The organism is Yersinia aleksiciae (genome assembly GCF_001047675.1).
In the GTDB taxonomy this organism is placed as follows: Bacteria; Pseudomonadota; Gammaproteobacteria; order Enterobacterales; family Enterobacteriaceae; genus Yersinia; species Yersinia aleksiciae.
On sequence record NZ_CP011975.1, the window covers coordinates 843701 to 867399 of the forward strand.

The window sequence follows — 23699 nt, forward strand, 5'->3', positions numbered from 1 at the left end:
GATAAATGAAGCTCAGTAAGAAAAACGCCGCGATTGTGCGCAAAACCCTCAATGGATGGGCCAACGAAGGGGTGATCCCTGAGGAAGAGCAGCAGCGCTTATTAAACCACATCGATATTCAACCTTTTGATTGGCGTAGACTGGCTGGTTATGCCTTTCTCGCAGCCCTGGCGTCACTGGTTATCTCCATTGGCAGCTTAATGGCTGACACTTTCCTGCTAAATTGGATTAGCCAGTTTTTCCGCTTCGATGCACCGGTTCGGGTCGCCGTCACCGGGGTTTTGGCTGCCCTGCTTTACACTTGGGGCTTTCGCCGCCGTCGACAAAAACCCAGCAAAATCTACAGCAACGAGGCGATATTGTTCCTCGGCGTCCTGATGACCGCTGCGGCCATCAGCCAACTCGGCCTGTGGCTGGATAATGGCAGTGGACGATTCTCTGGGCTATTACTGCTCGGTACCCTTATCTATGGCGTGGTCGGTTGGTTTGGTCGCTCACCACTGGTGTGGCTATTTGCCTTACTCTCGCTGGGGAATGCCTTTGGCGCGGAAACCGGCTATGCATCAGGTTGGGGGGCTTATTGGTTGGGGATGAGTTACCCGATGCGCTTTATCGCTTTTGGCCTGGTGCTTTGTGCCGCCGCGCTGGCATTTCAACCGCAACTGGCGATGCGCCGATTAGACCGAGTTTCACAGGCAATGGGGCTACTTTACCTGTTTATCGCCTTATGGCTATTGTCCATTTTTGGCAATTACGGCGATATTGATCGTTGGTATAATGTGCGCCAAATAGAGCTGCTGCATTGGAGTTTATTGTTTGCCATCGCGGCTGGAGTGGCTATCTGGCTGGGGTTAAAACGGGATGATGCGATGTTACGCGGCTTTGGCCTGACATTCCTCGCCATAAACCTGTATACCCGCTTCTTTGAGTTTTTCTGGGATGCGATGCCAAAAACAGTGATCTTCCTGCTGCTGGGTATCAGCCTATGGTTGCTGGGCCGACATGCTGAGCGGATCTGGCAACTCGGCCACCATGAAAATGATGTCACTCACTAAGGGCTAACCCATTAATGTGGCGAATAGCGGCAACGACTTTTATTCTAGTTGCTGCAATTCGCCAGTTTTACTGACCCGCCAACGATGCTCACAGAAGTACAACAGCGGGTTATCCTGCTTACTGTCGCTGTATCCGCTGTAGAGTTTCAGCGGTGACCCCAGCCGTTGTTCCAGTTGCACCACTTTTTCTGGCCCCAAACAGCGTAGGGGTAATACCCACCCACCATTACGCCGTGCCATACGGCTCCCCACCAACCGTAAGCGGTGAATAAATGTTGAGTCATGGTAAACCTGCTCGACCAGCCGTTGCGGCGAACCGGTGATCAGCCAGACTTCGGCGTCACTGCTCTCCAAATATTCGCGCAACCGCATGACCACCACCGGAAACGCGGTAACTTTCTGCCGAAACGCCTTCACAAAGCGCAATTCTAAATCTTTCAGATGCGCTTCGCGTCGCCCGAAGGTTGTCGCCCACAGTAACAGGCTCACCGGCCAGCGAGCGCAGCGCCCCCCTGCCAGTAATCCTAGTCCAATCACTGGCAGTAGCGGGATCACCAACAAGAGATTCAGTGGCAGGTGGCGCAACAGGAAACGCAAAAAACTGCCAAACATATCCTGCTGATGCAAAGTGCCATCTAAATCAAAAAAGACAACGCGCTTGGCACTCGCGGCTGGCGACTCACGTGTTGCTTTAGGGTTAATGTCAGCTTGCTCAAAGGTAGATGTGGCCTGCTCTGCGCTCAAAAGTTACTCCTCAGGGTCATTGAATCCCATAAGCCAGGTAAATATAAAACCTGCCAGTATGGTGACAACCATAGCCACTAAATACAACATCACTTTGCCGGTGACAATGGTCAACGCCAATGGCAAGCCGGAAATACCAAAAGTAATCACCGTCGCCACTTTCCAATAACTGATCAGTGCGCCCCCCACCGCGCCCCCTAAACAGGCAGCAATAAAAGGTTTGCCCAGTGGTAAAGTGACACCGAAAATCAGCGGTTCACCGATGCCCAGTATGCCCACGGGTAGCGCCCCTTTAATCACTTTTTTCAAGCGACTATTCCGGGTTTTCATTAATACCGCCAACGCCGCCCCCACCTGTCCGACCCCTGCCATCGCCAAAATCGGCAGCAGTGGATTGGCACCGTGGGCCTGAACCAGCTCCACATGAATTGGGACTAGCCCTTGATGCAGCCCGGTCAAGACCAGTGGCAGGAAGAAGCCCGATAACAGCGCACCCACCAGCAAGCCGCCATGATCGATCGCCAGATTGACGCCATGGGTGATGCCTTCAGAAATATAGCCGCCCAAGGGCTGCAAAATCACAATGGCCAACGAAGCGGTAATCAAGGTGGTCAGTAATGGGTTGACGATAAGCTCAATGGACTCCGGCAAGCGTTGACGTAGCCACTTCTCCAGCCAGCACATTAATGCCACTACCAGTAGCACGGCAATGACACCGCCCCGTCCCGGCTGCAATGCCTCGCCAAATAAGGTAATTTGCGCCAATGCGGGGCTAGTCAGAATGCCCGCCATGACGCCCCCCATCGCCGCTGAACCACCAAAGACTTTGGCGGCATTCACCCCCACCAAGATATTCATAATGGCAAAAACCGCACTGCCGAAAATAGCCAATAGACCAAGCAGGTTCGGGTATTGCAGCGCCAGATCGCCGGAAATATCTGGCCGTTTCAGCAGGTTGACGATCCCCATAATCAAGCCTGATGCAATAAATGCAGGGATGATCGGGATGAATATGTTAGCCAGTTGCCGCAGGGCTCCACTCATCGGGGCGCCATATTTGGCCTTGGCTTGCGCCTTGTTGCGGTTGATATCATCCTGAGGCACCGCCGCATCATCCGTGTTTTTTTTCAATAGCCTACGCATGCTATCAACCACTTTTGACGCCGCGCCGGGGCCCACAATTAGCTGATGCTGATCCCCCTGCTTGATATAGCCCTTAACGCCCGGTAACTGCTTAAGCAGCGCTAAATCCAGCTGTTGCTCATCGTTTACGACAATACGTACTCGGGTCATGCAGTTCTCAAGTTTGAGAATATTGCCTTCACCGCCAATACCCGCAAGTATTTGTGTTGCCAATATGGTTGACTTATCCATTGCCGATCCCCTGAAAGTGCGTCTTACAATGCCGCGCGCAAGTAGCCATTATGCTGCTGTAGATCCTGACGGGCCTGCTCGGCACCCACGCCTTTCAGAATCATCAAAATGGCCGGTTTGACTTCAAATTCTGTTTGTGACAGAGCATTTTCAGCCTCTGCACGGCTGGCTCCGGTGGCTTCCACCACAATGCGACAAGCGCGATCGACTAGCTTCACATTGGTCGCTTTCACATCCACCATCAGATTTTGGTAAACCTTACCCAGCTTGACCATCGCGCCCGTGGATAACATATTCAGCACCAATTTCTGCGCGGTACCTGATTTCATGCGGGTGGACCCTGTCAGGGCTTCCGGCCCAACTACCGGTGAGATGGCAACAAGTGCTTCCTGCGCGATAGGGGAATCCGGATTACAAGAGATGGCCGCCGTCGGGCAGCCAAGCTGGCGGGCATAGCGCAGGGCACCAATAACATAAGGCGTTCGGCCTGAAGCCGCCAAGCCAACCACCATATCGGTTGCGGTAAGATTCAAATCTTGCAGATCCTGCGCGCCAAGCGCCATATCATCTTCGGCACCTTCTACTGCTTTGAGCAATGCACCAGGGCCACCCGCAATTAAGCCAATCACCATGCCATGAGGGACACCGAAAGTGGGCGGGCATTCAGACGCATCCAGAACCCCGAGTCGCCCGCTGGTCCCGGCCCCCAGATAGATCAGCCGCCCGCCCTGCTTTAATGCCTCGGCAGCCAGATCGACCGCCCGCGCAATGGCCGGTAAGACCAAGCGAATGGCCTCCGGCACTTTGCGATCCTCATCATTAATGCAAGTCAACATCGCCAGCGTGGAGAGTTTGTCCAACTCCATGGTTGCCGGATTGCGGCTTTCCGAAATCAACGCGCCCAGATTCATGATTTTCTCTCCTTTGAATTTTTAATTCACAGTTATTTATTTATAATTGAATATAATATTCATTAAAGCGACTGTTTTCTTGTCGCATTCATCGGATGATCACAAAAAAAGGGTGTTATGCTCCCTAACTTAGCCTTTACCCTCAACATTAATGGGTACTCTTTACCCAGCGTCCCTTATTCAGGAACAGATTTATGAGCACTCTTCTACGCATCCGTCAGCTCTACCCGACGCTGGCACAAAATGACCGTAAGTTGGCCGACTTTCTGCTGACCAATCCTGAGCAGGCGCGCCATCTGAGTTCGCAGCTATTGGCGCAGCAGACCGGCGTCAGCCAATCCGCGGTGGTCAAGTTTGCTCAGAAATTAGGCTATAAAGGTTTCCCAGCCCTCAAACTGGCCCTGAGCGAAGTTGTTGCCGCCCCCGCGCAAGCCGTCACACTACATAACCAAATTCTCAGTACCGACAGCTTAAAAACCGTCGGCGAAAAGTTATTGAGTGAGAAAGCCGCCGCACTGCGAGCCACACTGGATATCAATAGTGAGCAGCGCCTCACCCAAGCCTTGGAGATGCTGCGGGCAGCGCGACGCATTATCTTGACCGGTATTGGTGCTTCAGGGCTGGTGGCGAAGGATCTGGCCTATAAGCTGTTGAAAATTGGAGTAATGGCAGTATCGGAAACGGATATGCATGCGCAGATAGCCGCCGTACAGGCATTGGATTCGCGGGATTTGCTGTTGGCGATCTCTTTTAGCGGTGAACGTCGAGAGATTAATCTGGCGGCTGAGGAGGCACAGCGGTGTGGTGCCAAGGTGCTGGCACTGACCAGTTTCTCCCCCAACAGTTTGCAACAGCGTGCTGACCACTGCTTGTATACCATCTCGGAAGAGCCGGTTATTCGCAGTGCCGCGATCTCGTCAAGCACTGCGCAATATGCACTGACGGACCTGCTGTTTATGGCGATGATTCAGCAAGATCTTGAAAGTGCTCAGGATCACATTAAGCACAGTGCCGCACTGATGAAAAAACTGGTCTAAGGACTTGAGAGGCGTATAATCCACCGCTGTTGAGAATACCCGACCTAAGGTAAGAGAGTCATGGCCCTGTTGATCACTCGTAAATGTATTAATTGCGACATGTGCGAGCCGGAATGCCCTAACGAGGCAATTACCATGGGTGCAGAAATTTATCAGATTGACCCGATGCGCTGTACGGAGTGTGTTGGTCACTACGAAACACCAACTTGCCAGTTGGTCTGCCCTATCGATAATACGATTTCTACCGATCCTGCTTGGGTTGAATCTAACGAGCAGCTGTGGGATAAGTTTGTCCAACTGCATCACGCTGACCGTTTGTAGTCACGGCAACGCTTCCAGAAAGTTGATTATCAGTGCCTCCACTGAAGCACTGATAGTAAAATCAATAAGATACAAAATAGCGCCCTAAACGAACATACTGATCAGCAGTACCATCGCTAAGCCGACGACCGAGTTGGTCAATTCAAGCAGACCCCAAGTTTTCAACGTATCTTTAATCGACAGATCAAAATAGCCTTTAAATAGCCAGAACGAAGCATCATTGATGTGGGTAAAGGTATTTGAACCTGCCGCCGTCGCCAGCACCAATAGCGCGGGATCGACCGAAGTAATTGTTCCTGTCACAGGGTCCATCACTGCTGCACTAATAATCCCCGCTGCCGTCATCGCTGAAACCACCCCCTGACCCGTTGATAGGCGGATCAGTACTGTGATCAGCCAAGCCATAATGTAAGGTGAAACACCCCCAGCAGACATCAGCATACCAATAGTGTCGCCAATCCCGGTATCGATGATCACCTGCTTCAGTGCCCCCCCAGCACCGATAATCAGGATGACCATGGCTATCCCTTTTACCGCGCCTTCAAACGAGTGCATTACCCATTCCATTTTATGACCACGCCCCGTTCCGAAAAGAACAAAAGCAACCAGCATGGCGATAAACATGGCAATTGGCGACGAGCCAAGGAAATTGAGGATAGTGTACGACGTCGTCCCTTTAACCAGCCAGATGTTAGCAATGGTGGTAAAAATCATAATAAATGCGGGGATTAACGGCACCAGAATCGACGTACTGAATGACGGCAGATTATTTTCATCAAGCGGATTTTCCGCCTTCAGGAAAGTTGGGACTGGCCGTTCCAGATTACCCAGAAATTTCGGTAAAATTAACCCTGCGCAAATAACGGAAGGGATCGCCACCAAAACCCCGTAGATGTAGACCATGCCCATGTCTGCGCCGTAAGCGCTGACCAGTGCAACCGGCCCTGGCTGAGGTGGGAACAAGGAGTGAGCAGTGGTCGCCGCAGCAACCGCCGGGATCGCCAGCTTGAGGAATGGGATCTTCGCCTCGACCGCAATAGCAATGATCAGTGGTGCCAGAATAATAAAGGCAACCTCATAAAACATCGCTAAGCCAAAGATCAGGCCGATAATAATGACCGCGACTTCGACATATTTAATCCCGAAGCGGCGCAATAGCGTCTGAGCTATTTGATGTGCCGCGCCAGAGTCGACCATCAGCTTGCCGATCACCGCGCCAAACACCACGATTATCGCCAGTTCACCTAGCGTACCGCCAAACCCTGCTTTAATGGTGTGCAGGAGTTTGAGTAGATCCATACCCGCTAGCGTTCCCACCAAGAGAGCCGCGAGCAGCAATGCGATCATTGAATTGATTTGATAGCGGATATTGAGCACGAGCATTAAACCTATACCCAGAACGACCCATAGGATATTAATCCATTCCATCTTTTATTTTCCCCAGTAGTGAGATATCAAAACTTTCGCTGGTAACACCGTTTTATATTGGTCAGGCCAAAGCGAGACCATTTTTTGTTTATTGAAAATCATACCCATACGATAATTGTTGTTTTAAAACGATTATTATCGAGACATTGTTGTCTATGATGGATAATGATTTGGTATTACAAGTATCATTAATTGGGCAACCAAATGAAGTTTTGGTTAACCAACTTGTCGGACAGATCGCAAAATAAAGATTTATTGAGGTTAATGACCACCCAGCATCAAGCCAGATAAGTGAAGACATACAGAGAGATATTGAGAGTCACGCAGGGGATTTCAGAAGGGGTTCAGATAGCAATAAAAAAAGGCGGCATTTTCATGCTCGCCTTTCGTTTCTCTTTGCTCGCCGTTTACGGTAAAGTCGCGCTAACTTTCGATAATCACTGTCGCGCAGGCATAACGCCGCTCATCGGCTAAAGTGACATGCAGGGATTTGACCCCTAACTCGGCAGCCAATTCAGCTGCCCGCTGATGCAAATGTAGAGTCGGCTTACCCAATACATCGTTAACCACTTCAAACTGATTAAACGCCAGGCCGTTACGGATACCGGTGCCAAATGCTTTGGCCGCCGCCTCTTTCACCGCAAACCGTTTAGCCAGAAAACGGATGGGTTGCTGGTGCTGCTGATAATGTTGCCATTCAGATGGGCTAAGGATACGCCGTGCCAGCCTGTCGCCACTACGTTCAACTACAGCCTCTATCCTTGAAATCTCAACAATATCAGTGCCTAAGCCAAGGATAGCCATTAACGACGCGCTTCCCGCATCAATACTTTCATATCGCTAACCGCAGCGGCAAGGCCGGTCATCACTGCCTGACCTATAATGGCATGACCAATATTCAGCTCGTGCATTTCGGGTAAGGCGGCGATCGGTTGCACATTGTGGTAAGTCAGGCCATGACCCGCATTGACCTTTAGCCCTTTGCCAGCCGCATAAGTCGCAGCTTTCGTGATCCGCACTAATTCGGCCTGACGCGCTAAATCGGTGGTGGCATCCGCATAAGCGCCCGTATGGATTTCAATATAAGGGGCACCGACGGTAACCGCCGCATCGATCTGGCGCATATCGGCATCGATAAACAGTGATACCAAAATGCCCGCCTCAGTTAATCGGCTGACCGCTACCGTCATTTTGTCGATTTGCCCAGCGACATCCAGACCGCCTTCGGTTGTCACTTCTTGGCGTTTTTCCGGCACCAAACAGCAAAAGTGTGGTTGTAACTCACAGGCAATACCCACCATTTCATCAGTGACTGCCATTTCCAGATTCATACGGGTCTGGATGGTCTGACGCAAGATGCGTACATCGCGATCCGTGATATGGCGACGATCTTCACGTAAATGCACAGTAATACCGTCAGCACCGGCTTGTTCGGCGATAAACGCAGCCTGAACAGGATCGGGGTAAATGGTCCCACGTGCATTTCGTAATGTCGCGATGTGATCAATATTAACGCCCAGCAACAAATCAGCCATGACAGCCCTCCAGTTATGGATGCATCTTGATTAGGTCAATAAGCACGCAAAAAGCCTGCTATGAAACACATAAGTGCCTCGCAGTTTACACCGAGTCGACTGGCTGCAATAAGTGAAAATTGGCAATGGGGAGCTTAAATAATGAAGGCTTGCGCTAGGCTAAGGGTTCAGCTGGCGGTTTAATCACAAATTGGCGAAACAGTTCGCGACTTTTTAGTGGCTTACCGCCCAGATAGGGCTTCAGGGCAATGCGGGTGAATCGCTTGGCGGCACGCAAAGTATCGGCATCAGGGAATTCACGATTAGCCAACGCCAGTAATTGGCGGCCGGTAAAGCTGTAATGGTCGATAACCAGACTGGCAATAAAGCCCTTTTCTTCCCGATAACGGTAGGTCATGGTGTCCGATACCGGTTGTCCGCTACCCGCACAATGAAGAAAATCAACACCATAGCCAAGATGAGCTAATATCGCTAATTCAAACTGGCGCAATGCATATTCAGGCGTGCCATCGCTGCCAGCCAATGATTGCAAGCAGTGTAGATAGTCGAAAAATAAAGCGGAGTAATTGGTTTGGTGTTCTAACACGCGAGAAAGCAGCTCGTTGACATATAAGCCGCTGTACAACATAGATCCACTCAATGGGAGAGCGAGTGATACAGGTTCGGCACTGCGCAATGTTTTGACTTCACCGCGACCGGTCCAGCGAACCAGTAAAGGCGTAAAAGGCTGCAAGCAGCCTTTTAGATTGGAGCGGCGACCCCGCGCACCTTTTGCCAACACCCGCATACGGCCTTCCCCTTCAGTGAAGAGATCCAGCATCAAACTGGTTTCACTGTAAGGTCGCCCATGCAGGACAAATGCGCGCTGCCAACCGTCCATTGGCGGCCTTACTTCAGGTCGTCGGTATAGCCTAAGCTGCGCAATGCACGTTCGTCATCTGCCCAGCCTGATTTCACTTTCACCCACAGCTCAAGATGCACTTTAGCCTCGAACATTTTTTCCATGTCCTGACGGGCTTCAATACCGATGGTCTTGATTTTTGAACCTTTGTTGCCGATGACCATTTTTTTCTGGCCTTCGCGCTCAACCAAAATCAACCCGTGGATGTTATAGCCCCCACGTTCGTTTGGTACAAATTGTTCAATCTCAACCGTCACTGAGTAAGGTAACTCCTCACCCAAAAAGCGCATCAGCTTTTCACGAATGATTTCTGACGCCATAAAACGCTGGGAGCGGTCAGTGATGTAATCTTCCGGGAAGTGATGTTCAGCTTCCGGCATAAGCTTGCGCACGATGCCAGCGATAGTATCCACGTTCATCCCTTTCTCAGCGGAGATCGGCACAACATCAAGGAAGTTCATCTGCTGGCTTAAGAACTGGATATGCGGCAAAAGTTTGCTTTTGTCTGTTACGTTATCAACTTTGTTGATCGCCAATAATACCGGGCATTGTAAACTGCGCAGCTTATTAACCACCATTTCGTCGTCGGCAGTCCAATTGGTGCCTTCAACCACAAAAATCACTAATTCCACATCACCGAGTGAGCTGCTTGCCGCGCGATTCATTAAGCGGTTAATGGCGCGTTTTTCTTCAATATGCAGCCCGGGGGTATCAACATAAATAGCCTGATAAGGCCCTTCAGTATGGATCCCCATAATACGGTGGCGTGTGGTTTGCGGTTTACGTGAAGTGATGGAGATCTTTTGCCCCAACAATTCATTCAGCAAAGTAGATTTACCCACATTCGGGCGACCTACAATTGCAATAAAGCCACAATACGTTTTTTCTACTTCGCTCATTCAAGCTCCAACTGTTTCAGCGCTTGTTCCGCTGCCGCCTGCTCAGCTTTACGTCGACTTGAGCCAGTACCTATTACTGGTTCATTCAAGCCACTCACCTGGCAGTGGATAGTAAATTCCTGGTCATGTGCTTCACCGCGAACCTGCACGACCAGATAAGAAGGCAATGGCAGATGACGGCCCTGCAAATACTCTTGCAGGCGCGTTTTTGGGTCTTTCTGCTTATCACCGGGGCTGATTTCCTCTAACCGACTGCGATACCAGTCGAGAATCAGCCGTTCAATCATATGTATATCGCTATCTAAGAATATACCGCCAATCAAGGCTTCTACCGTATCCGCTAGAATTGATTCGCGGCGAAAACCACCACTCTTCAATTCGCCCGGCCCAAGGCGTAAACATTCACCAAGGTCAAACTCACGGGCCATTTCGGCGAGCGTATTGCCTCTGACCAATGTTGCACGCATCCGGCTCATATCCCCTTCATCCACTCGGGGAAAACGGCGATACAGCTCATTGGCGATAACAAAACTTAATATAGAGTCACCCAGGAACTCCAAACGCTCATTGTGTTTGCTACTGGCGCTACGATGAGTCAGTGCTTGCAGCAAGAGCTCCTGCTGTTGAAAAGTGTAGCCCAGCTTCCGCTGTAGCCTGTTTATTACGATGGGGTTCATGAGTTACCAATAGATCAAGAATGCGTCAAAAACTACAGCACACGGAACAGGTCTGATCCACCAAAAAATATCAGGACAAAACTGTTTCGTTTGCAGTGGCCCCCATAAAAGAGCCAACTTTTATCGCTCGAAAGGTTATTCTACAACGAGTTGGAATATAATGCTGCGTTTAAATACCCTGCTCACCTGAACTCACCGCGGTGGTAGCGACTTCCACACCCGAATCACTGACATTTGTCAGATCATCGGGATGTGTTAGCAACGACCTGCTACCACGCCAATGACTTTAGGTAGCCGATATTAATGAACACCACCAATCCGACTTAAACGCACGCCCGTTGGCCATTCACCTTCTTGCTTTTCAAAACTCATCCAAATAGCCGTAGCCTTACCCACCAGATTACGTTCTGGCACAAAGCCCCAATAGCGGCTATCTGCGCTATTATCGCGGTTGTCGCCCATCATAAAGTAATGGCCTTCCGGCACTACCCAAACCCCGAGAGGCTGATTAGGCTGCTGATAATAACCACCAATCTGATCCTGACGCCCTGGAACTGTCAAAATATGGTGTGCAACTGTCCCTAACGTCTCGCTACGCTCACGCAGACGCACACCACCATCAGGCACTGCCTGATTGGTTGGGATCTGGAAGAACCCAGCAGAAGCCTCACCATTCCCGCTATAGCGGAATGTCTGCACAAAATCACTTGGCTCTGACGTACTGTAAGTAATCGGCAACGCACTATCGCAAGAAGTGCCGGTGTTGCACGCAGGCTGAATTGTCACTTCTTTGCTGATTGGATTATAACTAACCCGATCACCCGGCAAACCCACTACACGTTTGATGTAGTCCACTCGCGGATCGAGCGGATATTTAAACACAGCAATATCGCCGCGTTTCGGATGCCCGGTAGGGATCAGTGTCGTTTGCGTTATCGGATCTTTAATGCCGTAAGCAAACTTCTCAACCAAAATGAAATCGCCGATCAATAACGTTGGCATCATCGAACCAGACGGAATCTGGAAAGGTTCGTAAATAAACGAACGTACGATAAATACCAGCGCTAATACTGGGAAAACTGAGGCACAAGTCTCAATCCAGCCTGGCTGTCTCGCCGCCTGCGATAACGTTTTATTATCTACCGCGCAGCCCGTTTGTGCCTTGATCTCCGCTGTTTGCGCATGCACTGCCGCAATTTTCGCCTGACGGGCTGGCCCCCATTTAAAGCGCTCGAAGCACCAGATAATTCCTGTCAATAGCGTTGCTATCGCTAAAATCAAAGCGAACATATTAGCCATCAAAACTCCTTATTTACTGTCTTTTCCGACGTGCAGAATAGCCAGGAAAGCCTCTTGCGGTAATTCAACGTTACCGACCTGCTTCATACGTTTCTTACCATCTTTCTGTTTCTGCAGAAGTTTTTTCTTACGGCTAACGTCACCGCCATAACACTTCGCCAGTACGTTTTTACGTAACTGTTTCACTGTTGAGCGGGCAATGATGTGGTTACCGATAGCTGCCTGAATAGCAATATCGAATTGCTGGCGTGGGATCAGCTCTTTCATTTTCTCAACCAGATCACGACCGCGGTACTGCGCATTGTCGCGATGGGTAATCAATGCCAATGCATCTACACGTTCGTTGTTGATTAATACATCAACACGGACCATGTCAGAGGTCTGGAAGCGTTTGAAATTGTAATCCAGTGAAGCATAACCGCGAGAGGTTGATTTCAGGCGGTCGAAGAAATCAAGCACCACTTCAGCCATTGGAATTTCATACGTCAACGCAACTTGGTTACCGTGGTAAACCATATTGGTCTGCATACCACGCTTTTCGATACATAACGTAATGACGTTACCCAGATACTCCTGTGGCAACAACATATGGCATTCAGCAATAGGTTCGCGCAGCTCTTCAATATTATTCAAAGCGGGTAGCTTGGAAGGGCTATCAACATAAACCGTTTCTTGACTGGTGGTGACCACTTCGTACACCACTGTTGGTGCCGTGGTGATAAGTTCCAGATCGTATTCGCGCTCCAGACGTTCCTGGATGATTTCCATATGCAGTAAGCCAAGGAAACCACAACGGAAACCAAAGCCCAATGCTGTCGAGCTTTCTGGCTCGTAGAACAGAGAAGCGTCGTTAAGACTTAACTTACCAAGTGCATCACGGAAGGCTTCATAATCATCTGAGCTAATCGGGAACAGACCCGCGTAAACCTGCGGCTTAACTTTCTTAAAACCAGGCAATGATTTCTCAGCCGGGTTACGGGTTAAGGTCAAGGTATCGCCGACTGGCGCGCCGAGAATGTCTTTAATCGCACAGACCAACCAGCCTACTTCACCACAGTTAAGGACATCACGGTCAATCCGTTTTGGCGTGAAGATACCCAAACGCTCAGCGTTATAGCTCTGGCCGGTGCTCATCACCTTAACTTTGTCGCCTTTGCGCAATGAACCGTTTTTGATACGGATTAATGACACAACGCCTAAATAGTTATCAAACCAAGAGTCGATAATCAGCGCCTGCAATGGGCCGTCTGGATCGCCTTCCGGTGGTGGGATATCACGGACCAAACGCTCAAGAATATCAGGTACACCAACCCCCGTTTTGGCTGAACAACGAACAGCATCAGTCGCATCGATACCGACAATATCTTCGATCTCTTCAGCGACACGTTCAGGATCAGCAGCAGGCAAGTCAATTTTGTTCAGAACCGGAACAACTTCCAGATTCATTTCCATCGCGGTGTAGCAGTTTGCCAGCGTCTGTGCTTCAACGCCCTGCCCTGCATCCACCACCAACAGAGCCCCTTCACAGGCCGCCAAAGAGCGGGAAACTTCATAAGAGAAGTCAACGTGACCGGGGGTATCAATAAAGTTGAGTTGATAGGTTTGACCATCCTTAGCATGATAATCAAGGGTCACACTCTGTGCCTTGATGGTAATACCACGCTCACGCTCCAGATCCATAGAATCGAGCACTTGAGCGGCCATTTCACGCTCTGATAATCCGCCACAAATCTGAATAATACGGTCCGACAGTGTCGATTTACCGTGGTCAATATGGGCAATAATAGAAAAGTTTCTTATGTGCTTCATTTATATGAATTTTTCTCTAGTCGTTGTCTTTAATTAATTATTGGTGGACACAGCGATGGACTCAAACCCAAAACTACCCACATAAATATGCACGCATCTTACACTGTAAGTTAGCCTCGTGAAAGGCATCACACTTAGCTTGTTCGCGGATTCACTCTGTTAAAATGTATCCACACCTTACCGTTAGCGGCAATTGATACGGCCTAGCCATACAACCATTTCTATCCGATATCTGATAACAACAGACAATATCCATAGCTATTTTGTGCCTACAAGCTCTAATTTATAGCTTTGATACATATTTTACTGAAAATAATCAGCGTGGTAGGCAACATCATTGTCATGATTAATGGCAGTCAATAATTTCTATTTTTGAGTATAAATCTTTATTAACTCACTTTAGGAAAATGCTCATTTACCTCATTGAGAAATAACCTAGAGTTACAAATATCAACCAAGTGAAATATCCTCTTGGCGGCCATATGGAGAATATTATGATTGACGAAGGAAAAATACTTAGCCGCCATGAGTTTAAAAATGAAAAATCAAAGTTAACTATCTTTGCAACAATAATTACATCAGCACTTATTGTTTTACTCATTACTGTATCTATAAAAACTTCTATATTCTCAACGCCATTTCTTATCGCTATTTTATGTCTCGCTCTCTTAGCTATATTATTGATTTTAACATTTTATTTTCGTTCAAATAGTAGTTCTGTATTTACCTATTTTCTTTATGAGAAAGGTGTACGTGTATTTAATCATTGCAATGGCAATGTCTATTTCATCCCATTTAATAAAATCAAATACATTCATAAATATCACACTGGCATAAATTCTAATGGAAGAATTAATACCATGGCCTTTCGCACATCAAAACTTCAGCCATGGAATATTATAGTTAACAATATAAGTAATGCTTACCCACTTATAAATACAATAATTCATCAGCAAGTTATGCATGTTGGTGTAGTCAGTTTAAATACTTTGTCTCTAGGTAAAAGTGTTGTATTTGATCTGATCAAGAAGAATGATAACTGGTTAAATATACCGATAATTAATGGTGTTTTAAATATCATTAAGGTGAAAAGTATTCAGATGGATACGATTCCGCTGACTCTAAGTGCACACGCACTGATGACTACAGGAGGTACTATTTATATCGAAGATATTTTACGTATCGAGATCTCTAGAGAAAAGCGTTATGACAAAGTCCGATTATTTGGTGCAGAAGGTAACCTACTATTTTCATTAGACTATTCAGCACTTATCAGTGCTGATCTATTTATTGCTTTAATTGAACACATGATACAAAACCGCATCCCCGCCTATTATGGCTAAGATTAAGATAATGAATTATTGCTCTTGCTGAATTCGTATAGCCGTTGGAGGTAAACCAATTTGTAAGACTGTAGGCTGGTAATCACTCTGCCCTTCGATTCTGGCTGCCAATTTCTTGGCTAACAAAAAGCCTAAGCTAGCCCCTGAAATAGCACCAAGCGCAGTAAAAGCATCGGTAACAAATAACGCTTGGAACAAAGCCCCACCAGCAATTAACCCTGCTAATGGGGTTAAATATACCAAAGAGGCAGAACGTAATAAGCTGCCTTCGCTAATTCCAACTTCAACTCTCTGCCCAGGCTCAAGCGGTTGTGAAATCGATATTTGTAATTGATGATCAGATTCTGGCCCCAATTCATTTAACAGATGACTACCACAGCCGCTACGCGCATTACAACTTCCACAACCAGATTGTGGCTCACAACGTAGAAGCGCAATTCCATTCTTCCACGAGATAACTGTGGCCCACTCTTTCATCATTTCGCAGACTCCAGAACCACACTATCGGCAATACGTTTCGCTGTTGCCGGTGGTAGTTCACCAACTACAGTGATTTCTACATTGTTGCGAGCTTCAGTATGAACAGTACGACGCCCCTGACGTAATGATTGTTCTGAAGGAACATCTTTACTCAACGGGTTCACATTCACCGAAAAACTAAATAGGCCATCAGTATAGAGCCGTGATTCCGTCGGCGTATCCATATTCGGCAAAGTACGGCGGCTACGCGAAATCTCAGTAACACCTTCTGGTAACCAGCGCGGAGCCCAAGTGAAATCTACTTTGGTTTTAGCGGGTAATGCCAGCAAAGGTGGCAATGAGAGTTTGACCAAGCCCTTCAGAATCTCCTGGATAGGCTCCCCGATAGCAAAAGAGATCACACGAAACTGCTCAAGTGTTTCACCGTCCTTGTCTAGCAGGTCTATTCGCATCGGAAGTTTAGTTGTCTCATCCATCCAAATAATATAGCTATAGCGTGTACTGTCACGGGATACCACCCGAATAACCTGACATGGCCTATCCGCTACACGGGCACGACCAAGCGCAATATAGTTATAATATTTTGATAGTTTTTCAAAATCGGGGAAAACAACAGAAGGCAATGCATCAACTATATGCTCACCGGCAAGGGTGAAAGAGTCAAAACCTGGTTCGAAATAACTTATTTCATTTCCACGCTGTAAGATCTCAGTACGTGGACCATCCATACGCAGTAATTGCGCCAAGGTTTTTTTATCTAAAATAGCATGTCGATAGCGAAGAGAATCAATCCCTTGCTTGTTAACATTGATATACGATAGCTCATAATTGAGCGATTGGCTGGCAGTACTCATTTCCTGCAACATAGCTATCGGCGCAGTATCCGCCGAAGCTAGTGTTGGCATGAATAGGCTGCCCGCCAATAAACAAACGGAAAACCAAAATTGCTTCATTACTGCTGCTGCATTCCTAAGGACTGAGTGCCAGGGACCTGAATTGCTGCTTGCGTTGATGTCGAAGGCTGCTGCAACACATCAGTTTGTGGTAAACGACGTTGCAATTCAAAATCTTGCAACTGGGTCATCATATTGACGCGCCGACGCTGCTCTTGAACTTGATGTTGTTGAGAAGTTCCGAAAGAGCCATCAGCAGGTACACCAAAACTGACTGGTGAAGCTTTACCCATCATCGGTAACGTATTAAATGCAGGTGATTCTGGCTGCAAATTACCAGACGCAGGTTGGTTATATTGCTGAACCCCAACAATCACGGCTAGCGAAACACAGGCTGCCACACCCACTTGCGTAATCTGGCTGGCCCACGGGCGAACTTTGTGCCAGAAAGGCATTTTCTGCCAGGTATGTGGTTGTGGCTGAGATTCAGGCACAGCAATAGGAGCAAAACGAGTTGGCTCGTTTTTGAGCGCCTCTGCGACACGGCTGGCGATATCCAGATGCAAGACCTCACCAACATCCCCCCGCAGGGTATCACGGATTAAATGATAGCTCTGCCAGCTCTGCTGCAATGCTTTATCTTTCGATAAAGAACCAAGCAGCTCACTATCAAGAGTTTCTCCGTCCATCAGAGCGGAAAGCTTTTCTTTCTGCATGCCAAATACCCTTTATGTGTCCGCTTAACGCTGAATCAGCGGCTGAACTTTGTTATCGATAGCTTCTCTGGCGCGGAAGATACGGGAACGAACAGTACCCACCGGACAGTCCATAATTTCAGCTATCTCTTCATAGCTTAGACCATCTAACTCCCTGAGTGTAATCGCCATACGGAGATCTTCAGGAAGTGACTCTATGGTTTTAAAAACTATCTGCCTTAACTCTTCAGACAACATTAAGTTCTCAGGGTTCGATATTTCTTTCAATGCACCCGCATTTTCGTAATTTTCAGCATCATTTGCATCCACATCACTGGATGGCGGGCGCCGCCCCTGAGCGACTAAGTAATTTTTTGCTGTATTGACAGCAATACGGTAAAGCCACGTATAGAAAGCACTATCGCCACGGAATGATGCCAATGCGCGATACGCCTTAATAAAAGATTCCTGCACTACATCAGGGACATCGCCCTGAGGCACGTATCGGGATACGAGGCTCGCAACCTTATGCTGGTATCGAATTACCAGTAAATTGAACGATTGCTGATCACCTTTCTGGACCCGTTCAACCAGCATCTGATCCGTTAACTGCTCGCTCATCCGAGGTGAACTCTCCCGAAATCTATCCCCACGCTAAAAATAGTACTGCCAGCCATATCTTTATTTTCCTGAGCAAGCACACGCTTGGAGTTTATAAAAATTGCAAAGTTCCATGTTGCCAGATTTTTTGTCTGAATATTATTTAGACATCTTATAGCCATAGCTTTTGCTCTGGCAGATAGGCTAACATGAAATTCCCTCTTCTTCTGCACACATCATACGATATGCAATCATCATCTGAACACGTTAGCGATGTATTGATCATCGGGAGTGGCGCTGCCGGTTTGTCATTAGCATTACGCCTCGCGCCACATTGTAAAGTTACCGTTCTGAGTAAAGGGCCACTTAATGAAGGTGCCACTTTTTATGCTCAGGGAGGAATTGCTGCCGTTTTTGATGAAACCGACAGCATCAGTTCACATGTCGATGACACCCTGATTGCCGGGGCCGGGCTTTGTGACAAGGACGCCGTAGAATTTATTGCTAGCAACGCCCGCTCTTGCGTGCAATGGCTGATTGATCAAGGCGTCCTATTTGATACTGAAACCAGTGCCAGCGGCGAAGAACGCTATCACCTTACACGCGAAGGCGGTCATAGCCATCGCCGTATTCTGCATACCGCTGATGCTACAGGTAAAGAAGTAGAAACTACACTCGTAGGTAAAGCAAGTACCCACCCTAATATTTTAGTTAAAGAGCGCTGCAATGCAGTCGACCTTATCACATCCAACAAAATTGGCCTGACGGGGACTAAACGCGTAGTTGGCGCTTACATCTGGAACCGCGAGTTAGAAAAAGTTGAAACTTTTCGGGCTAAAGCTGTCGTGTTAGCAACTGGTGGCGCGGCGAAAGTTTATCAATATACGACTAACCCAGATATCTCCTCTGGAGATGGCATTGCCATGGCCTGGCGTGCTGGATGTCGAGTTGCTAACCTGGAATTCAATCAATTTCACCCAACCTGCCTGTTCCATCCGCAAGCTCGTAACTTTTTATTGACTGAAGCATTGCGTGGTGAGGGTGCCTATCTTAAGCGCCCTGATGGTAGCCGTTTCATGCCTGATTTTGACTCACGGGGTGAACTTGCGCCACGTGATATCGTCGCGCGTGCGATAGACCATGAAATGAAGCGCCTCGGTGCAGATTGCATGTATTTGGATATCAGCCATAAACCCGCTGATTTCGTGATACAACACTTCCCGATGATTTACGAAAAACTACTGTCATTGGGTATTGATCTGACCAAAGAAGCCATTCCTATCGTCCCGGCCGCACATTATACCTGTGGTGGTGTGATGGTAGACCAGCACGGGCGTACCGATCTGGATGGGTTATATGCCATTGGTGAAGTCAGCTATACCGGCTTACATGGCGCTAACCGTATGGCATCTAACTCACTGCTCGAGTGTCTGGTTTACGGCTGGTCTGCCGCTGAGGATATTCTTACACGCTTACCCCATGCCAAGCTGGCTAAGCATTTACCGGACTGGGATGAGAGCCGGGTTGATAACTCAGATGAACGAGTTGTCATTCAGCATAACTGGCATGAATTACGCCTATTTATGTGGGACTACGTCGGTATCGTGCGGACCACTAAACGCTTAGAGCGCGCCTTACGCCGAATTAATACCTTGCAGCAGGAGATTGATGAATATTATGCCAATTTCCGTATCTCTAACAATCTGTTGGAATTACGTAATTTGGTGCAGGTTGCCGAGTTAATTGTGCGTTGTGCTATGGACCGAAAAGAGAGTCGTGGTTTGCATTACACACTTGATTATCCTGATCAAATAGATAATCCGAAACCGACGATTCTCCATCCATAATGCATTTCAGGGCGCAGTTCCGGCTATGCGCCCTGCTTCAATCTCTTCTCCGTGGCCTTAATATCCAGACTAATAGTTAAGATAAAAATCACTGATTAACGCACAGAACTCAGGCGAGTACACACCTTCCGATTGGCGCAGATCCAATTTCTGGTACTCAGTTTCACTGGATTTGCGCGATAACGTCAGCAACATTCGATGCAAGGGTTTACCGGGACGATCCCGAATATCAACCTGACAGCGGACAAACCACTTTTTTTGCACCGCCAGACGAGCGAGTTCAGTGCCTAAATCCTGAGGTAAAACCACACAAAACAGGCCGTCCTCTGTGATAAGCTTCTCAGCGCAATTCAGTAAAGCGTCATGAGTTAAGGAGCCGGTGTAACGTGCGGTATCACGGGCTTCATCCCGGCAGGCAACTGCGGGGGCAAAATAAGGTGGATTACTGACAATCAGGTCATACTGATGAGGATGGTTTTCGGCAAACTGATGCACATTTTGCGCATAAATTCGAATTCGCTCAGACCAGGGCGATAACGCCGCGTTGCTGCTTGCTTGTTGCGCCGCCTCCGGTTCTAGCTCAACACCATCAATCAATACCTCTGATGACGAACGCTGAGCAATCATCAAGGCAATTAGCCCGCTGCCGCAGCCAATATCCAGTACTTTGCGGGCTTTTTCTACCGGAACCCAAGCACCTAGTAGCACACCGTCGGTGCCCACTTTCATCGCACAACGATCATGTGCCACAAAAAATTGTTTAAAAGTGAAACCACCACCACGCAATACCGGTTTTTTTTTCAATTGTTCGCCCACATTAGTCACCAGAATCTATAACCGGCGTAGCATAGGACAATATGATTGAAGGGAAAAGACATCATTACCGCTTAAACAGGTGAAGAATTCGGCTAACCCGTCTATAATCGGCGCCCCAAGTAGAGGAAGACCATGACTGTAACCAATTTTTCCGAACTCGATCTCGATGAACGCCTGATTGACGCACTGCGCGACAAAGGCTATGAGCGCCCAACTGCCATTCAAGCTGCGGCTATTCCGCCAGCTATGGATGGACGTGATGTATTGGGTTCGGCTCCAACAGGTACTGGCAAAACTGCCGCCTTTTTGCTGCCAGCCTTGCAGCATTTGCTGGATTTCCCACGCAAAAAATCTGGCCCGCCTCGGATTTTGATCCTAACGCCGACCCGTGAACTGGCAATGCAAGTTGCGGATCAAGCCCGTGAACTGGCTAAGCATACACAACTGGATATCGCGACGATCACCGGTGGTGTGGCTTATATGAACCACGCGGAAGTCTTTAGCGAGAATCAAGATATTGTGGTTGCTACCACTGGCCGCTTGCTGCAATACATCAAAGAAGAGAACTTTGACTGTCGCGCAGTAGAGACCCTGATTCTGGACGAAGCTGACCGTATGCTTGATATGGGCTTTGCGCAGGATATCGAAACCATCGCGGCAGAAACCCGCTGGCGCAAACAGACTTTGCTGTTCTCCGCGACACTGGAAGGCGAGGCCATTCGCGAGTTTGCCGAACGCATCCTCGAAGAACCGGTTGAGCTGGAAGCTGACCCATCGCGCCGTGAACGCAAAAAAATTCAGCAATGGTACTACCGCGCTGACGATATCGAACATAAAACCGCTTTGCTGGTGCATCTGCTCAAGCAACCGGAAGTGCAGAAATCTATCATTTTCGTGCGTACCCGTGAAAAGGTACATCAACTGGTCAGTTGGTTGCGTGAAGCTGGGATCAACGCCTGGTTCCTTGAAGGCGAAATGGTTCAGGCCAAACGTACCGAAGCCGTTATTCGTTTAAGTGATGGCCGAGTGAATGTGTTAGTAGCGACTGACGTTGCTTCACGCGGCTTGGATATCGACGACATCAGCCACGTATTCAACTTTGACTTGCCGCTGACTGCTGACGTCTACCTTCACCGCATTGGCCGTACTGGCCGCGCGGGGCGTAAAGGTATAGCGATCTCACTGGTTGAAGCGCATGACCACTTATTACTGGGCAGAATTGGACGCTATCTCAAAGAACCGCTGAAACCACGTGTTGTTGATGAGTTGCGCCCAACCAGTAAAGAGCCAAGTTCAAAATCTACCGGCAAGCCGTCGAAAAAGGTTTTGGCTAAACGTAAAGAACTAAAAGAAGCTAGCAAAGAAAAAGCCAAAGTGAAGGTTCGTCACCGCGATGCTAAAAACGTGGGTAAACGCCGTCAGCCGAAAGAAAAACCAGATACCAAGAGTACCGGTTAATTCAGCAACCTGACTAAGAAGCCGCTTATCAATAGCGGCTTTTTTTATAAGCAAAAAAGGGAGCCGAAGCTCCCTTGTGACTTTTGTCACTAAATCGTTGTGATAAGAATTACAGACTTTCAGTGAAAGTACGAGTAATCACATCACGTTGCTGTTCTGGTGTCAGTGAGTTGAAACGCACTGCATAGCCGGACACACGAATGGTCAGCTGCGGATATTTTTCTGGGTTTTTCACTGCATCTTCCAGTGTTTCGCGGCGCAGAACGTTTACGTTCAAATGCTGACCACCTTCAACACGCACAGTAGGTTGCAGTTCCAGTGGAACTTCACGATATTCGATCTGGCCCAACTCACTTGCTGGAACGATCTGGTCCTCTGCGTAGCCTGATTTAGCGCAAACACAACGCAGTTCATCTTTTTCATCATCCAACAGCCAGAAAGAGTTCAATAGAGCTTCATTGCTAGCTTTAGTAATTTGAATACCAATAATCATTTGGGGCCTCCGTAATACGGCTATAAATTCCAAGGGAGAAAAACTTTCTTGGTTATTTGGTAAAACCATTGTTGTCTTATTGTTCTGTATACCAGTCAGACTGCTGCAATTCTTTGACCTAAATCAATATTTTCGCCACACCGACAGGTACGTCACTGCCAAATTTATGTTTTATATCAATTTTATCGATAGAGTTAACAGCAATTATTTTTGTAAATTTTCAACATTTTTTTGCATCGAAAGGTCAAAAAAACATCATTACGTCACAGACCCGGGTTTAACAGTTTCACTCACGAGTTTGAATCGGTAAGCTATCGCACATCAATATCTTACAGAAACCAAGGAGAGTGTTTATGTCCGTCTCCCTTAGCTGGCACGATGTGATCGGCCAGGAAAAAGAACTACCTTACTTTAAAGATACACTGACCTATGTGGCCGCAGAACGCAGTGCTGGTAAAATTATCTATCCATCGCAGAAAGACGTATTTAACGCATTCCGCCTCACCGAATTGGACCAGGTTAAAGTGGTTATTTTGGGCCAAGATCCCTACCACGGCCCTAATCAGGCTCATGGATTATCATTTTCCGTGTTGCCGGGTGTCCCTGCTCCCCCTTCTCTGGTGAATATGTACAAAGAACTGACCACTGACATTCCCGGCTTCCAACGTCCAAACCATGGTTTTTTACAAAGCTGGGCCGAGCAAGGTGTGCTGCTGCTTAATACCGTGCTAACTGTCGAAGCGGGTAATGCACACTCTCACGCCAATCTTGGCTGGGAAACCTTTACCGATAAAGTGATTGCAGCACTGAATGAACATCGCGATGGTGTCATTTTTATGTTGTGGGGGGCTCATGCGCAGAAAAAGGGTCGAATTATTGACACTCAGCGCCATTATATTTTGAAAGCCCCACATCCATCACCACTCTCAGCACATCGCGGTTTTCTTGGCTGTAAGCACTTTTCACAAGCAAATCAGCTGTTACAGCAGCAAGGTTTACCACCAATTGACTGGCAACCCAAACTGCCCACTGAAGAATAAAACGTTATTTGCTCAAAAAACGGATAAAAAAAGGCACCTAAAAA

General features: G+C 48.0%; 24 protein-coding genes. 7 read left to right on the forward strand and 17 right to left on the reverse strand.

What is annotated here, in order from left to right; translation table 11 throughout:
- Positions 1-5 precede the first annotated feature (5 nt).
- The gene (locus ACZ76_RS03935; RefSeq protein WP_048617007.1) at positions 6-1055 is read left to right on the forward strand and encodes a DUF2157 domain-containing protein; all 1050 of its coding nucleotides are present in this window, start codon (positions 6-8) and stop codon (positions 1053-1055) included.
- Between the two features lie 39 nt (positions 1056-1094).
- Here ACZ76_RS03935 and yfhb read toward each other — a convergent pair whose 3' ends face one another.
- The 3 genes from yfhb to murQ are packed head-to-tail and all read right to left on the reverse strand — an operon-like array spanning position 1095 to position 4084.
- A complete protein-coding gene (gene yfhb, locus ACZ76_RS03940; RefSeq protein WP_144413938.1) occupies positions 1095-1757 on the reverse strand; it encodes a phosphatidylglycerophosphatase C in 663 nt (220 codons plus the stop codon).
- Positions 1758-1802: 45 nt separating this feature from the next.
- Positions 1803-3173 carry a PTS transporter subunit EIIC gene (locus ACZ76_RS03945; RefSeq protein WP_048617011.1) on the reverse strand — a complete coding sequence of 457 codons (1371 nt, stop codon included), beginning with the start codon at positions 3171-3173 and terminating at the stop codon, positions 1803-1805.
- A 23-nt stretch (positions 3174-3196) separates the two neighbouring features.
- A complete protein-coding gene (gene murQ / locus ACZ76_RS03950; protein WP_048617013.1) occupies positions 3197-4084 on the reverse strand; it encodes an N-acetylmuramic acid 6-phosphate etherase in 888 nt (295 codons plus the stop codon).
- 194 nt (positions 4085-4278) lie between these two features.
- Between murQ and ACZ76_RS03955 the strand changes: the two genes are divergently transcribed.
- Together ACZ76_RS03955 and ACZ76_RS03960 are read left to right on the forward strand one after the other, a co-directional pair.
- Entirely contained in the window at positions 4279-5121 is an 843-nt protein-coding gene (locus ACZ76_RS03955) for a MurR/RpiR family transcriptional regulator (protein ID WP_048617015.1), read from the forward strand.
- A 60-nt stretch (positions 5122-5181) separates the two neighbouring features.
- A complete protein-coding gene (locus tag ACZ76_RS03960) occupies positions 5182-5442 on the forward strand; it encodes a YfhL family 4Fe-4S dicluster ferredoxin (protein WP_048617017.1) in 261 nt (86 codons plus the stop codon).
- Positions 5443-5526: 84 nt separating this feature from the next.
- Here ACZ76_RS03960 and gntP read toward each other — a convergent pair whose 3' ends face one another.
- The 8 genes from gntP to lepA all read right to left on the reverse strand — a co-directional run bounded on the left by gntP (position 5527) and on the right by lepA (position 13990).
- A complete protein-coding gene (gene gntP, locus ACZ76_RS03965) occupies positions 5527-6870 on the reverse strand; it encodes a gluconate permease GntP (protein ID WP_048617019.1) in 1344 nt (447 codons plus the stop codon).
- Between the two features lie 423 nt (positions 6871-7293).
- Positions 7294-7674, reverse strand: coding sequence for a holo-ACP synthase (acpS, locus tag ACZ76_RS03970; RefSeq protein WP_048617021.1), 381 nt, complete (start codon positions 7672-7674; stop codon positions 7294-7296).
- Entirely contained in the window at positions 7674-8405 is a 732-nt protein-coding gene (pdxJ, locus tag ACZ76_RS03975) for a pyridoxine 5'-phosphate synthase (protein WP_048617023.1), read from the reverse strand. The genes acpS and pdxJ overlap by 1 nt, the downstream gene beginning before the upstream one ends.
- Before the next feature lie 154 nt (positions 8406-8559).
- Positions 8560-9285, reverse strand: a complete 726-nt coding sequence (gene recO, locus ACZ76_RS03980; RefSeq protein WP_048617025.1) for a DNA repair protein RecO — start codon at positions 9283-9285, stop codon at positions 8560-8562.
- 8 nt (positions 9286-9293) lie between these two features.
- Positions 9294-10205, reverse strand: coding sequence for a GTPase Era (era, locus tag ACZ76_RS03985; RefSeq protein ID WP_048617027.1), 912 nt, complete (start codon positions 10203-10205; stop codon positions 9294-9296).
- Complete coding sequence (gene rnc / locus ACZ76_RS03990; protein ID WP_019212212.1) at positions 10202-10882, reverse strand: ribonuclease III; 681 nt, start codon at positions 10880-10882, stop codon at positions 10202-10204. The genes era and rnc overlap by 4 nt, the downstream gene beginning before the upstream one ends.
- A 300-nt stretch (positions 10883-11182) precedes the next feature.
- Positions 11183-12181 (reverse strand): signal peptidase I, encoded by a 999-nt coding sequence (lepB, locus tag ACZ76_RS03995; RefSeq protein ID WP_048617030.1) that lies wholly within the window; start codon positions 12179-12181, stop codon positions 11183-11185.
- 9 nt (positions 12182-12190) lie between these two features.
- Positions 12191-13990: a translation elongation factor 4 gene (gene lepA, locus ACZ76_RS04000; protein ID WP_005274238.1), complete on the reverse strand. Its 1800-nt coding sequence runs from the start codon at positions 13988-13990 to the stop codon at positions 12191-12193.
- 494 nt (positions 13991-14484) lie between these two features.
- Between lepA and ACZ76_RS04005 the strand changes: the two genes are divergently transcribed.
- A complete protein-coding gene (locus ACZ76_RS04005; protein WP_048617032.1) occupies positions 14485-15333 on the forward strand; it encodes a hypothetical protein in 849 nt (282 codons plus the stop codon).
- A gap of 15 nt (positions 15334-15348) precedes the next feature.
- On the opposite strand, the gene rseC is transcribed toward ACZ76_RS04005, so the two are convergent.
- The 4 genes from rseC to rpoE are packed head-to-tail and all read right to left on the reverse strand — an operon-like array spanning position 15349 to position 18022.
- Complete coding sequence (gene rseC, locus ACZ76_RS04010; protein ID WP_048617034.1) at positions 15349-15813, reverse strand: SoxR-reducing system protein RseC; 465 nt, start codon at positions 15811-15813, stop codon at positions 15349-15351.
- The gene (rseB, locus tag ACZ76_RS04015) at positions 15810-16766 is read right to left on the reverse strand and encodes a sigma-E factor regulatory protein RseB (protein ID WP_048617035.1); all 957 of its coding nucleotides are present in this window, start codon (positions 16764-16766) and stop codon (positions 15810-15812) included. Before rseB ends, rseC begins: the two co-directional genes overlap by 4 nt.
- The gene (rseA, locus tag ACZ76_RS04020; RefSeq protein WP_048617037.1) at positions 16766-17422 is read right to left on the reverse strand and encodes an anti-sigma-E factor RseA; all 657 of its coding nucleotides are present in this window, start codon (positions 17420-17422) and stop codon (positions 16766-16768) included. The genes rseB and rseA overlap by 1 nt, the downstream gene beginning before the upstream one ends.
- 24 nt (positions 17423-17446) lie before the next feature.
- On the reverse strand, positions 17447-18022 hold the full coding sequence (gene rpoE, locus ACZ76_RS04025) for an RNA polymerase sigma factor RpoE (RefSeq protein ID WP_032813901.1): 576 nt from the start codon (positions 18020-18022) through the stop codon (positions 17447-17449).
- A gap of 224 nt (positions 18023-18246) precedes the next feature.
- Here rpoE and nadB point away from each other — a divergent pair, with 224 nt between their 5' ends.
- On the forward strand, positions 18247-19848 hold the full coding sequence (gene nadB, locus ACZ76_RS04030; RefSeq protein ID WP_172666810.1) for an L-aspartate oxidase: 1602 nt from the start codon (positions 18247-18249) through the stop codon (positions 19846-19848).
- A gap of 69 nt (positions 19849-19917) precedes the next feature.
- On the opposite strand, the gene trmN is transcribed toward nadB, so the two are convergent.
- A complete protein-coding gene (gene trmN, locus ACZ76_RS04035; protein WP_048617042.1) occupies positions 19918-20664 on the reverse strand; it encodes a tRNA(1)(Val) (adenine(37)-N(6))-methyltransferase TrmN in 747 nt (248 codons plus the stop codon).
- Positions 20665-20796: 132 nt separating this feature from the next.
- On the opposite strand from trmN, the gene srmB reads away from it, so the two are divergent.
- Positions 20797-22122 (forward strand): ATP-dependent RNA helicase SrmB, encoded by a 1326-nt coding sequence (gene srmB / locus ACZ76_RS04040; RefSeq protein ID WP_048617044.1) that lies wholly within the window; start codon positions 20797-20799, stop codon positions 22120-22122.
- A 109-nt stretch (positions 22123-22231) separates the two neighbouring features.
- Here srmB and grcA read toward each other — a convergent pair whose 3' ends face one another.
- Positions 22232-22615 (reverse strand): autonomous glycyl radical cofactor GrcA, encoded by a 384-nt coding sequence (gene grcA / locus ACZ76_RS04045; RefSeq protein ID WP_048617046.1) that lies wholly within the window; start codon positions 22613-22615, stop codon positions 22232-22234.
- A gap of 353 nt (positions 22616-22968) precedes the next feature.
- On the opposite strand from grcA, the gene ung reads away from it, so the two are divergent.
- A complete protein-coding gene (ung, locus tag ACZ76_RS04050; RefSeq protein WP_048617048.1) occupies positions 22969-23655 on the forward strand; it encodes a uracil-DNA glycosylase in 687 nt (228 codons plus the stop codon).
- The last annotated feature ends 44 nt before the right edge of the window (positions 23656-23699 follow it).